This is a genomic window from Micromonospora sp. NPDC005087 (genome assembly GCF_042872965.1).
GTDB lineage: Bacteria > Actinomycetota > Actinomycetes > Mycobacteriales > Micromonosporaceae > Micromonospora.
Map to the genome: position 1 here is coordinate 291196 of NZ_JBIALB010000008.1, position 12501 is coordinate 303696.

11 protein-coding genes are annotated in these 12501 nt (G+C 70.5%); 4 read left to right on the forward strand and 7 right to left on the reverse strand.

Going from position 1 to position 12501, the window contains the following annotated elements:
* Positions 1–40: 40 nt before the first annotated feature.
* A complete protein-coding gene (locus ACFYPS_RS20830) occupies positions 41–1441 on the reverse strand; it encodes a trehalose-6-phosphate synthase (protein ID WP_074313851.1) in 1401 nt (466 codons plus the stop codon).
* Between the two features lie 318 nt (positions 1442–1759).
* Between ACFYPS_RS20830 and ettA the strand changes: the two genes are divergently transcribed.
* From ettA to ACFYPS_RS20850, 4 genes are all read left to right on the forward strand, one after another.
* The gene (gene ettA, locus ACFYPS_RS20835) at positions 1760–3436 is read left to right on the forward strand and encodes an energy-dependent translational throttle protein EttA (protein ID WP_354964023.1); all 1677 of its coding nucleotides are present in this window, start codon (positions 1760–1762) and stop codon (positions 3434–3436) included.
* Positions 3437–3448: 12 nt separating this feature from the next.
* Positions 3449–3895 carry a thioesterase family protein gene (locus tag ACFYPS_RS20840; protein WP_354963963.1) on the forward strand — a complete coding sequence of 149 codons (447 nt, stop codon included), beginning with the start codon at positions 3449–3451 and terminating at the stop codon, positions 3893–3895.
* The gene (locus ACFYPS_RS20845) at positions 3892–4629 is read left to right on the forward strand and encodes a hypothetical protein (RefSeq protein WP_354963964.1); all 738 of its coding nucleotides are present in this window, start codon (positions 3892–3894) and stop codon (positions 4627–4629) included. The genes ACFYPS_RS20840 and ACFYPS_RS20845 overlap by 4 nt, the downstream gene beginning before the upstream one ends.
* Before the next feature lie 131 nt (positions 4630–4760).
* Positions 4761–5345 carry a YbjN domain-containing protein gene (locus ACFYPS_RS20850; RefSeq protein ID WP_354963965.1) on the forward strand — a complete coding sequence of 195 codons (585 nt, stop codon included), beginning with the start codon at positions 4761–4763 and terminating at the stop codon, positions 5343–5345.
* Between the two features lie 33 nt (positions 5346–5378).
* Here ACFYPS_RS20850 and ACFYPS_RS20855 read toward each other — a convergent pair whose 3' ends face one another.
* From ACFYPS_RS20855 to ACFYPS_RS20880, 6 genes are all read right to left on the reverse strand, one after another.
* Complete coding sequence (locus ACFYPS_RS20855; RefSeq protein ID WP_354963966.1) at positions 5379–5807, reverse strand: globin; 429 nt, start codon at positions 5805–5807, stop codon at positions 5379–5381.
* 96 nt (positions 5808–5903) lie between these two features.
* On the reverse strand, positions 5904–7283 hold the full coding sequence (locus ACFYPS_RS20860) for an MFS transporter (protein ID WP_354963967.1): 1380 nt from the start codon (positions 7281–7283) through the stop codon (positions 5904–5906).
* 234 nt (positions 7284–7517) lie between these two features.
* Positions 7518–8576, reverse strand: coding sequence for a mechanosensitive ion channel family protein (locus ACFYPS_RS20865; RefSeq protein WP_387326181.1), 1059 nt, complete (start codon positions 8574–8576; stop codon positions 7518–7520).
* 64 nt (positions 8577–8640) lie between these two features.
* Complete coding sequence (locus ACFYPS_RS20870) at positions 8641–9831, reverse strand: MFS transporter (RefSeq protein WP_354963968.1); 1191 nt, start codon at positions 9829–9831, stop codon at positions 8641–8643.
* A complete protein-coding gene (locus ACFYPS_RS20875; protein ID WP_354963969.1) occupies positions 9831–11258 on the reverse strand; it encodes a hypothetical protein in 1428 nt (475 codons plus the stop codon). Before ACFYPS_RS20875 ends, ACFYPS_RS20870 begins: the two co-directional genes overlap by 1 nt.
* Positions 11255–12337, reverse strand: coding sequence for a transporter substrate-binding domain-containing protein (locus tag ACFYPS_RS20880; RefSeq protein ID WP_354963970.1), 1083 nt, complete (start codon positions 12335–12337; stop codon positions 11255–11257). Before ACFYPS_RS20880 ends, ACFYPS_RS20875 begins: the two co-directional genes overlap by 4 nt.
* Positions 12338–12501 lie beyond the last annotated feature (164 nt).

Genomic DNA, 12501 nt, shown 5'->3' on the forward strand with positions numbered 1-12501 from the left:
ACCCCGGTGGCGGTCGCCGCTCCGTCGTTGACGGACGTGTTCACGCGGCCTCCGCCTCGGAAACTCCAAGCTCGGAGAGGAAAGACTTGGCCCAGTGCCCCACGTCGTGGGTACGCAGGTGACGTTGCATTGTCCGCATCCGGCGGCGTGCCTCGGTTTTCTCCACGTGCACGGCCCGGAGCAGGGCGTCCTTGACCGCGTCCGGGTCGTGCGGGTTACACAAAAAGGCCTGGCGCAGCTCGGTGGCGGCGCCGGCGAACTCACTGAGCACGAGCGCGCCACCCTGGTCGGCGCGCGATGCGACGTACTCCTTGGCCACCAGATTCATTCCGTCTCGCAGCGGGGTCACCATCATGACGTCGGCAGCGACGTACATCGCGGCCAGTTCACTGCGACTGTACGACTGATGCAGGTAGTGCACCGCCGGCACGCCGACCCTGCCGAATTCACCATTAATCCGACCGACTTCGCGCTCCACCTTGACCCGAAGCGCCTGGTAGTGCTCGACGCGTTCCCGGCTCGGCGTGGCCACCTGCACCATAACCGCGTCCGGGACTGTCAACTTTCCGTCAGCCAGCAGCTCGCGAAAAGCCTTCAGCCGCAGCTCGATGCCCTTGGTGTAATCCAGCCGGTCCACGCCCAGGATTATCGTCTTCGGGTCGCCCAGCTCGGCCCGAATCTGCTTGGCACGGGCCTGCACCGCCGGGTCGGCGGCCATCCGTTCCATCTCCTGGGTGTCGATCGAGATGGGGAAGGCGCCCGCCTTCACCTGCCGGCCGTCGACCTGGATCATCTGCCCCTCGTAGCGGAGCCCGAGCAGGTGCCGGGCCAGCCGGACGAAGTTCTGCGCGGCCAGCCGCTGCTGGAAGCCGACCAGGTCGGCGCCGAGCAGGCCGCGAAGGATCTCGGTGCGGAACGGCATCTGCATGAACAGCTCGATCGGCGGGAACGGGATGTGCAGGAAGAAGCCGATCCGCAGGTCCGGCCGCAGCTCCCGGAGCATCGCCGGGACCAGCTGGAGCTGGTAGTCCTGCACCCAGACCGTCGCGCCCTCGGCCGCGACGTCCGCCGCGGCCTCCGCGAACCGGGCGTTGACCAGGCGGTACGCCTCCCGCCAGCGGCGCTTGTAGGCCGGCGTCTCCACCGCGTCGTGATAGAGCGGCCAGATCGTCGCGTTGGACTGGCCCTCGTAGTAGCGCTCCAACTCTTCGGCGCTCAACGGGACCGGATGCAGCCGGATGCCCTCCAGGTCGAACGGCTCGGGGGCGGCGCCGGTGCCGCCGGCCCAGCCGACCCAGGTGCCCTGGTGCTCGGCGAGCACGGGATGCAGCGCGGTGACGAGCCCGCCGGGGCTGCGTCGCCACTGCCGTCCCTCGGGTGTGCTCACCTCGTCGACCGGCAGGCGGTTCGCCACTACGACAAAGGAGCTACGGACGGTCACGATCGGCCACCTCCGGGTGCTGACGGGTCCACCGCGATGAGCGTACTGAGCGTAGCTGCGGCGTCTGTTGCCCCGTGCCGGAGTTCCGTACCCGCTCAGCGTGGGCTGAATCGGAATCGTGATCTTGTTGACAGGGTGGCTCGGTGAGCGGCACGACGTACTCCTGGGGCGGGGTGATGTGGGCGAAGCGGGCCGTACCTGTCAGGATTGACGATGGCGTGCGCGTGGCCGGCTCCCGGCCGGTGGCGGCGGGCGGAGGTCGCAGCCCGCGCCGCGCCGCCGATCATGCGACAGCAACCGACGGAGGTAGCCCGCACCGTGGCCCAGTACATCTACGTCCTGGAAAAGGCGCGCAAGGCGCACGGCGACAAGGTCGTGCTCGACAACGTGACGTTGAGCTTCCTGCCGGGGGCCAAGATCGGTGTGCTCGGCCCGAACGGCGCCGGTAAGTCCAGCCTCCTCAAGATCATGGCAGGGTTGGACAAGCCGAGCAACGGCGAGGCCCGGCTGATGCCCGGCTACACCGTCGGAATGCTCGCCCAGGAGCCTCCGCTCAACGACGCCAAGACCGTGCTCGGCAACGTCGAGGAGGCGGTCGCCGAGACCAAGGCCAAGCTGGAGCGGTTCAACAAGATCGCCGAGCAGATGGCGACCGACTACTCCGACGAGCTGATGGAGAAGATGGGCAAGCTCCAGGAGGAGCTGGACCACCTCGACGCCTGGGACGTCGACTCCAAGCTCGAACTGGCCATGGACGCCCTGCGCTGCCCGCCGCCGGACGCCGACGTGACCCAGCTCTCCGGTGGTGAGCGCCGCCGCGTCGCGCTCTGCAAGCTGCTGCTGGAGGCGCCCGACCTGCTGCTGCTCGACGAGCCCACGAACCACCTGGACGCGGAGAGCGTCTCCTGGCTGGAGCAGCACCTGGCCAAGTACGCCGGCACCGTCATGGCGATCACGCACGACCGGTACTTCCTCGACAACGTGGCCAACTGGATCCTGGAGCTGGACCGCGGCCGCACCTACCCGTACGAGGGCAACTACTCCACGTACCTGGAGAAGAAGGCCGCCCGGCTGGCCGTCGAGGGTCGCCGCGACGCCAAGATGAAGAAGCGCCTCACCGAGGAGCTGGAGTGGGTCCGCTCCAACGCCAAGGCCCGGCAGACCAAGTCCAAGGCACGCCTGGACCGGTACGACGAGATGGCCACCGAGGCGGAGAAGACCCGGAAGCTGGACTTCGAGGAGATCCAGATCCCGCCGGGCCCGCGCCTGGGCAGCACGGTCATCGAGGCGCAGAGTCTCAGCAAGGGCTTCGGCGATCGGCTGCTGATCGACAACCTGTCGTTCTCGCTGCCCCGCAACGGCATCGTCGGCATCATCGGCCCGAACGGTGTCGGCAAGACCACGCTGTTCAAGACCATCGTCGGGTTGGAGGAGCCGACCGGCGGCGACGTCCGGGTCGGTCCCACCGTCTCGCTGTCGTACGTCGACCAGAACCGGCAGGGCCTCGACGGCGACAAGACCGTCTGGGAGGTCGTCTCCGACGGGCTGGACTACCTGATGGTCGGCAAGGTCGAGATGCCGTCGCGGGCGTACATCGCCGCGTTCGGCTTCAAGGGACCGGACCAGCAGAAGCCGACCAAGGTGCTCTCCGGTGGCGAGCGTAACCGGCTCAACCTGGCGCTGACGCTCAAGATCGGCGGCAACGTCATCCTGCTCGACGAGCCGACGAACGACCTGGACGTGGAGACGCTCTCCAGCCTGGAGAACGCGCTGCTGGAGTTCCCCGGCTGCGCCGTGGTCATCTCCCACGACCGGATGTTCCTGGACCGGGTCGCCACGCACATCCTGGCCTGGGAGGGCGACGACCAGAACCCGGCGAAGTGGTTCTGGTTCGAGGGCAACTTCGAGGCGTACGAGAAGAACAAGATCGACCGCCTCGGCGCGGAGGCCGCCCGGCCGCACCGGGTGACCTACCGCAAGCTGACCCGCGACTGACCGGCCGACAAGGTGTCTGACCGGTTCGTCTACCACTGCACACTGCGCTGGTCCGACCTGGACGCGTACGGCCACGTCAACAACTCGCGCTTCCTCACCCTGTACGAGGAGGCGCGGGTGGCGTTGATGTTCGCCGGCGGCCGGGCCTGGGGGGTCGGCTCGTTCGCCGACGGGGTGGTGATCCGCCGGCACGAGGTCGACTACCTGCGCCCGGTCGACTACGCGCTGGGTCGGGCCACCGCGGAGGCCGCACCCACCGTCCGGATCGAGCTGTGGGTGGAGGAGATCCGGGCCTCCCGGTTCACCGTCGCCTACGAGCTGTACGACGGCGAGGTGCTGGCCAGCCGGGCCCGCTCGGTGCTGGTGCCGTTCGACCTGACCCGCCAGGTGCCCCGGCGGATCAGCGCCGAGGAGCGCGAGTTCCTGCTCACCTACGCCCCGCAGGGCGGCGCTGCGTGACCCGGCCGGACACGGCTGGGCCGGACCGGGCGGCGCCGCCCGGGCACGGCCTCACCGGGGTGGCCGACGCGGGTGCCTTCCTGGCCCGGCTGGTCCGGCTGGATCCGGTGGCGCCGGTCCGGCTGCGGCCGGCCGGTGCCGCCGGCCGGGTCGCCCTCTGGGCCCGGCTGCCGTGGCAGGTGCTGGTGGTCCGGACGGTGGACGGCGGCCCGGCCGACGGCGCGTCCACGGACGTCACCGTGGCGGCTCCGGAGCTGCTGGCGGAGCTGGAGCGTGGGGGCGCGGCCCTGCCGGCCCGCCGGGACGCGCAGTGGCGGTGGCCGTTGCCGCCGGCCCGCAGCCAACCGGTGGAGGCGCTGCCCGCCGCCGAGCTGTGGCGGATCGCGGGCGCGGCGGCCGGCACCCTGCGCGCCGCGAGTGAGCACGGCGTGGCCGGTCGCGCGGTGGGCCAACGCGCGCTGCGTGACGCGCTGCTCGACCACGTGGCCGTGCTGGTCACTCCGGACGACCCGCCCGGTCCGCCGGTGGAGGTGCCGCAGCGACTGGTGCAGGGGCTGACGCGGATGGGCTTCCTGGGCACGGCTGACCGCCCGGCGGGCGCCCCCGCGGGTGCCGCCGTCCAGGTGCGGGTGGCCGGCCGTTGGGTTGGCCTGGTGGGACCATACGGAGCGGCCTGGTTGCAGAAGGCCACGGATCTCGCCGTCACACCCCTGGCGACTCGTCCGAACGGATGACCCCTGGTCATTCTTCTGGGCTGGGGCGGTCGTTGGGGGGGTGCTTCAACTCGGCTGTCCGGGTACCGTCCATCCTCGGATCCAACGCACCGTAGGCGGCTGGATCCGCTGGGGAGTGAGGTGCGCGAGCGATGCCGTGGTGGTCATGGCGCCCGGGTCCCGCTGAGGGCGGCGATCCGGAAGCCCGAAGGGGGATCACAGTCGAGAGCGCGGTCCGGGTCGGGCCGCCCAGCCCTCGGCAGCCGGGGGACGACTGTCCGGGAAACGAGCGGCCCGTGCTGACCGAGATGCCGGCCACCGTCGAGGCGGTGAGCCTGCGTCGCGTGTGTGACGCACTCGATCTGCTCGACGTGCGATATCTGGCCGACGGTGACGGCAACCTGCTGGCCATGTGGGAGCGGCACGCCGTGCTGGTCACCCTCGAGGGGCCGGAGGACGAGATTCTGGTGATGCGGGCCCGTCCGCACGCCACGGTGCCGCCGGACTGGGCCGACCGGGCCTACCGGGTGGTCAACGAGTGGAACCACACCCGTCGGTTCTGCAAGGCGTACATCGGTGACCCGACCGAGCGCGGGCAGCTGCCGATCTACGCCGAGCTGCAGGTGCCGCTCGCTGCCGGCACCCACGACGCGCTGCTGGTCGAGATGCTCGACTGCGGCGCCGCGGTGGCCACCAGCTTCGTGGACTGGCTGCACGACGAGGGCGCGCTGCTCTGAGGCTGCCGCCGGGCGGGCGCCGTGACGGGCCCGTCAGGCGCCGTCGGCCGCTTCGTCCACGGCGTTGACCATGAAGTGCGCGGCCCGCTCCAGGTAGTCCCAGAGCGCGCCGGCGATCTCCGGCTCCAGGTCGAGCCGGTCCACGGCGCGGCGCATGTGCCGCAGCCAGGCGTCCCGCTCGGCCAGGCCGATGCGGAACGGCGCGTGCCGCATCCGCAGCCGCGGGTGCCCCCGCTGGGCGGAGTACGTGTTCGGGCCGCCCCAGTACTGCATCAGGAACAGGGTCATCCGGTCCGCCGCCGGGCCCAGGTCCTCCTCCGGGTACATGGGCCGGAGCAGGGGATCGGTGGCGACGCCGGCGTAGAACTCGGCCACCAGCTTGCGGAAGGTCGGCTCGCCGCCGACCGCCTCGAAGAGGGTTGTCGATGCACCGGGTCGGTCGGATTCGCCTGCGGGGTTCACCGTTCCATCCTGCCAGGTGTGGCCCGCGCCAGTCCGACCCGGACGCCGTGCGTCGGGTCACGCCGCCCGCTCCCGTCGGCGCCGGCAGGGACCGGCTCAGGTGACCGCGTGCCGGCGGCGGCCGTCGCCGGTCCGCGGCTCGGGGGCCGCCGCCCCCGTGCCGCCGGCGCTCGGGCTGTCCGGGCCATGTGACTCGGCGTTGGCCGCGGTCGCCGCCGCGATCGTCCCGTCCACGGTCTGCTTGTCCGGCCACCGCAGCGCGGCCACCATCATCAGCAGCACCCCGGCGGCGCTCCACACACCGACCACCAGCGGAATGTCGAACCGGTCGGCGAGCAGCCCGGTGACCAGCACCGCCACACCCTGGATGACCTGCACGCCGGTGGCCATGACGCCGAATGCGCGGGCCCGGAAGATGGCGGGCAGCGCCTGGACGAACAGCCCGTTCGCCATCGGCAGCATGCCGGCGACCGCGAACCCGCAGAGGGCCGCGAGCAGAGCCACCACCAGCGGCGGTGGGTCGAACAGCGCCGGCACGAGGACCAGTGGGGCGAACACGGCCAGCGGCCGCATCAGGGCCAGCCGCCGGGCCGGGCCGAACAGTCGGCTCACCAGCAGCCCGCCGAGGATGAAACCGACCGGGTTGGCCACCATGATCACCGCCTGCGCCACGCCCGCGTCCAGGTCGCCGCCGGTGTCCTGGTTGGCCCAGGCCGCGGCCAGCCCCTCCGGAACGATCGAGAAGAGCATCGCGCTGAAGACCAGCACCGCGATGGCCCGCAGCACCGGTGTGCCGAACACGATCTGGAACCCCTGGGCGGTCTCGCGGAGCAGGTGGCTGCGGTGCGCGGTGGTCATCAGTGGGGCCCGGTCGCGGACGCCCAGCCGGACGATCAGCGCCGAGACGGCGAAGGTCACCGCGTTGATCAGCAGCGCGAGGGCCGGGTCGATCGCGGCGACGGCGGCGCCGACGAGGTAGCCGACGACCTGGGCGGCCTGCCCGATGCTGCTGTTCAGCGACAACCCGACGACCAGCCGGTCCCCGGCGAGGATCTGCGGTATCAGGGCGGACTTCGCCGCCTGGCTGGGCGGGTTGGCCAGCGTGGCGGCGAAGATCAGCAGCAGCACGGCCGGGACGGGCAGGTTCGGGATGGCGATGAGCAGCATCAGCGCCATCCGGATCACGTCACACGCCACCATCACCCGCCGGTACGGGTGCCGCTCGGCCAGCGCGGCGAGCAGAGGCCCACCGAGCAGCCAGGGCAGGTAGCTGACCGCGAAGGCGGCGGCGGAGAGCGCGACGGATTTGGTCTGCTGGTAGACGAGCAGGGTGACGGCGGCCTTGGCGACGTAGTCACCCACCCAGGAGAGGGCGCCGGCCGTGAAGACGGCCCGGAACTCGCGTTGGTCGAACACCTCGCGGAAAGTGGCCGGGCCTTCCACGGAAGGTCGCTCGTCGGGCACCGTCGCCTCCATCGGCCCCCGGAGAGACCGCTCGTGGCAGCCCGGCCGGGAACACTCGTCAGATCTACGGATCAGCGAGGATGTGATCACGCTCCGGCGGGAACGCGTGCTCCGGATTCTGCCCGATCGTCTGACAACTAGCTAGCGCGAACGGATCGTTCGTCGCATCCCCGACTGAACGAACGGACGATACCTGAGGGGCCGGGTGGCCCGCGACCCCTGGATTCGCGGACAGTGCCCGCCGGGTCAGGTCGCACCGCCCTGACCAGTCTCGCCGTCGGCCAACGGCCGGTTCAGTAGACCGGGATAAATGCGCGAGGAGGCGATTTGTGCGGTGATCCCCGAGTTCTCCAGCGCCTCCGCCAGCCGCTGGCGCAGCTCCCGGCCCACCGCGAACTGCCCGTCGGCGGTCGTCTTCACCACCGTCCGGATCACCGCGCCGTCCACCGTCATCTGTTCGACGCCCAGCACCTCCGGCGCCTCCACGATCTCCGGCGACAGCTCCGGGTCCACCGCCACCGAGGCGGCCGCGGTCCGCAACACGGCGGTCGCCTCCTCGGTGCCGCTGAAACCGATCGGGAGGTCCACCACCACCAGGGCCCACCCCTGGCTCTTGTTGCCCACCCGGACGATCTCGCCGTTGCGGATGTACCAGAGCACGCCGCGACCGTCGCGCACCGTGGTGACCCGCAGCCCGACCGACTCGACCACACCGGTCGCCTCGCCCAGGTCGACGGTGTCACCCACGCCGTACTGGTCTTCGATCAGCATGAACAACCCGGCGATCAGATCCTTGACCAGGCTCTGCGCGCCGAAGCCCAGCGCGACGCCGGCGATCCCGGCGCTGGCCAGCAGCGGAGCCAGGTCAAAGCTGAACTCGCGCAGGATCATCAGCAGCGCGATGCCGAAGACGAACGCGGTGGTCAGGCTGCGCAGCACCGAGCCGATCGCCTCGGCCCGCTGCCGACGCCGCTCCGGCACGAACTCGGTCGGGTTGACCGCGGCGGTGGGCACCCGTTCGCGCAGCGGCCGCAGCATCGTCGGCACCGCGCCGTCGGTGGTGGTCCGAACCAACCGGTTGATCGTCCGGTGCAGCGCCCAGCGGGCGACCATCGCCAGCGCCACGATCAGCAGCACCCGGAGCGGCTTGAGCAGGATCCAGTAGCTGCCCTCGGCGAACCACGCCGAGTGGGTCATTCGGTACAGGAACTCGCAGGAGGAACTGCCCTGACAGCTCACCGACGGGGCGGTGGACAGGGCAAGGGGCGTCACGCTGGCGGCACTCACCCTGTCTTCGTACCGCAACGGGTCGGCGCGACCATCGGCGACCCACCGGCCGGGTGATCTGCCGCGGGGAACACCTGCTCGCTCAGCGGTCGGATGTCGGGTGGGCGGCGGCCACCCGGATCCGGCGGATTCCCGGCACCGCCAGGCCGATCAGCAGCACGCCCACGCCAGCCCAGATCCCGAACGCGAAGGTCGTGGAGTGCCGTTCCGCCAGCATCCCGAGACCGGGGCGGGCCACGGCGATGCCGACACCACCGACACAGGCGATCACCCCGAAGATCGTGGCGCGTACCGCCCGCGGGGTGACCTCGTTGGTGAAGACCTCCAGCACCGTCAGGCCGAGGGTGTACCCGAATCCCATCATCGGCAGGAAGAGGAACGGGCCGAGCCGGTCCATCTGGTTGGTCGCCACCAGCGCGGCGAGGATGAGGAGGAACGCGGCGCTCAGCGCACCGGCGCGGTGCGCCGGGCGGACGTATCCGGCGACCAGCCCACCGAGCGCCGAGGCGGCCGCGAACACCCCGTACATCCATCCGGTGACCTGCGCAGACAGGCCCAGATGCAGCGCGAGTGGCTGGAAGAGGATGCGGGCGCTCCAGCCGAACAGCAGCAGCAGCGCGCCCAGCCGCACGGCCCGACGTACGCGGGGGTCGGCTGCCGCGCCCCGGATGTCCGCCAGCACCGAGGAGACCGTGGCGACCACCCGTGAGCCGGCGATCTCCGGCAGCGTGAACGCGAGCAGGAACGCGACCGCGGCCAGTACGGCGGTGACGGCGAACGGGAGTCGGTGGTCCACGTCGTACAGGTAGCCCGCGGCCAGCAGCGAGACGAGGACGGACACGTTGCCGACCGCCCGTACCAGCCCGATCGCCCTGGCCGGGTCGATGTCGAGAGCGTCCTGGGCGCACAGCTCGTACAGGTAGGTGCTGGCGGCGCCGGACGACAACGCCCACAGCACACCCCAGAGCACCCACGCTCCGAACAGCACCTGCACGGACCGGATCTGCGTGATGACGGCGAAGGTCAGCACCGTCGCACCGGCCAGCGCCAGATAGGTGGCCCGCCGCCCGATCCGATCGGCGACCAGCCCCACCGGGAACTCGCAGATCACCGAGACGATCCGGAACGCTCCGTCGGCGAGTACCGCCGTTGTCAGAGGGAAGCCCAGATCGAGCAGGTAGATCAGCCAGATCGGAAACCAGAACTGCACTTCGAGCAGGAACTGGGTGATCGCCAGCGTCCGGATCGGGCGGCTGCGCAGGGCTGTTCGCATCAGGTCCGGTCGCGACGGAAGAACAGATACATGATCACCAACAGCAGCGACACCATGCCGGACGTGATCAGGACGGCGTCCGCGGGCTGCCCGGCGATCCAAGCCATGATCGACGAGCGTCCCAGGTCGTAGACGGCCATGCCCGGGTCGTTGGTCATCGACCGCCCGAACTCGGTCACCGCGAGCGCCGTACCCAGGATCGACGTCACGCCGATGCCCAGCAGGATGAGGTCGGTGAACATCGCCGAACGGGCCGTGCGCCGTGTGGCGAGTTCGGCCAGGCGCCGGTCGCAGACCTCGATCTTGAACCGGACCGGCTGTGCCAGCAAGCTCTCGTAGTCCCAGAACCCGAGGATGGCGTCCATCTCCGCCCGTACCGCGCGCTTGAGGTACTTCGACAGGTCCTGGCGCTCCATGATGATCAGCTCCGCGCGCTGACTCAGCCCCAACAGGTTCCCCTTCAGCTGCTCCAGTTCCCAGCGGGAATCGGCCGCCGCCGAATCCGCGAGGATCTTCGACAGCCGGGCGTCGATCCGATCCAGCGCGCCGTAGAACACCTGCGCGTAGCGCAGGGCGTCCCACTGGTCGCGGAACGGGTCACCGGGCAGCATCCGGCCGCCGACCCCGGTGCGGTCCAGGAAGATGTAGTTCAGCCAGCGGACCAGGTGCTCCAGGTCGCCGTCGAGCAGCCGGTCCGCCGGGTCGCGGACGTCGTCGGCGATCACCACGTCTTTGATCCAGTGCCGGGTCACCGCGTCGGCTCCCGGTTCGGCCGGGTCGAGTACGAGGCTGCGGGTGACCCAGAGCGGCTCGCCGAACTCCGCCGTCAACGGGTCGCCCTCGGGGGTCGCCGCGACCAGGATCCGGTTGTCCCGGTCGGCCGCACGCAGCAGGCGCAGCAGCGGATCCAGGTACCGCGCGACGATCTCCCGCGCTGCCCGCTCACCCATCGCCACCGCTCGGGCCTGGAGTTCGTCGAGGCGGCTCGCCAGGCCCTCGGTGTGCTCGGCGGGCCGCGGATCAACGTCGGCCAGCATCTCCAGCAACATCAGGCCGTGGTCGTACAGCCGGAAGCTGATCTCGACGACCCCGACATGCGGAGCGGTGGTGACGCCGCCGAACACTCCCGGCAGGTGCTCAGGGTGCAGCGTGCCGGTGAGGACGTGCGTCGTCCGCTCGATCGCATGGTCGTCGATGGTGCGGTAGAGGTTCAACGAACGTGTGGCCCGGGTGTGTTCCAGCACGACGGACGGGGGACGCCGGGGCACATCCGCCACCGGGCCCGGCGCCAGCCCCGCCAGCAGCTCGTCCACCGCCCGCTGCTGGTCGGCCCAGAACCGCGCGTACCCATGAGGATCGCGCAGAGACGCACCAGGCACGGCGTAGTAGTCCACCGCGACCGGGGCCAGGATCCGTAGCTGGATCATTCCGTCCCCGGATCGAGCAGCAGGGCACGGGCATCGACGTGCAGCACCCGGCCCTGCGCGGGACCGTTGGTCACCTTCACCTTGACGAGGACCTTTGCCGACGGCGGGCCGCCGGTTCCGACGAACGCCTCGGGCCAGGCCAGCACTCGCGCCCTGGTGCCCTTCGGAGCGAGCAGAACCGGCTTGCCTTCCTGGTCGAGGAGTTCCACCAGACCTGACAGAGCGACCGGAGTCAGGGTCACCTCGTCGAACGCGGACGGTTCGAGCCCGGCGATGATGTCCTCGTACTCCTGGCTCTGACGCATCTTCGTGAGCACTCCGTTGAGCTTCGCCATCACCGAGGCGGTTTCGTTGGTGTCCGCCATCATGAAGTGCAGGCCCTGCACCGAATGCACCAGCCGGTTGTCGCCCTGGAGGTGACCGAAGTCCCCGGCGTCACCGGCGAAGGACGGGTCGGCAAGCACCGCCTGACCGGGGAGCAGCCCCTCGGCGAGCAGGTCGATCCGGCCGTCGGCGAGCGCCTGGAAACCCTCCAGGGCCGATTCGAACTCCACGAATTCGGGAACCGCCGACTCCAACTCGTCCCAGTAGTCGTACCCGGCGATGCCGCCCACTCGTAACGCACCGAGGTCGCCGGCGGACGAGACCTTCGGCTCGCCGTTGCGGCGGTTGTAGAACAGCACGTACTCGAAGTCGATCAGTGGGTCGGAGAGGAGGAACTTGGTACGCCGTGACTCGCTGGCCACCAGCGGAAACGCCCCGATGGAGGCTCCGGAGGAAACCGTCTCCTCGGCCAGGGGCCAGGACGTGTACCTGACCTCGGGGGAGTATCCGGACCGGCTGAGCAATTCGACGACCAGCTCCGTGACCGGGCCGCCGCCGGGCAGATCGGGACCCACGAACGGTGCCCACGCACCGCTGGAGACCAGTACAGCCCGGGACGGCGCGGCGGGGGAACCGCGCAGTCCGACGGCCACGACCCCCGCGGCCGCGACCACCGCCCCCAACAGGACCAGCGCCGGCGCCCAGCTCCGAAGCGGCCGCAGTAGGGCGGACAGTCGGCGCGAGGTCGGGGTCACGACCGACGATCTTATCCGGGCCGATCCATACCCGAGCACCGCCGACCGGAGCGTGGTCCACACCGCGACGAGCCCCGAGTGGACCTTGGACACGCCACGCCCTCGGCGCTGCCACCGCGCCAAGGACACCACAGACCCCAGAAGGGTACGAATCGGCCCCGGTG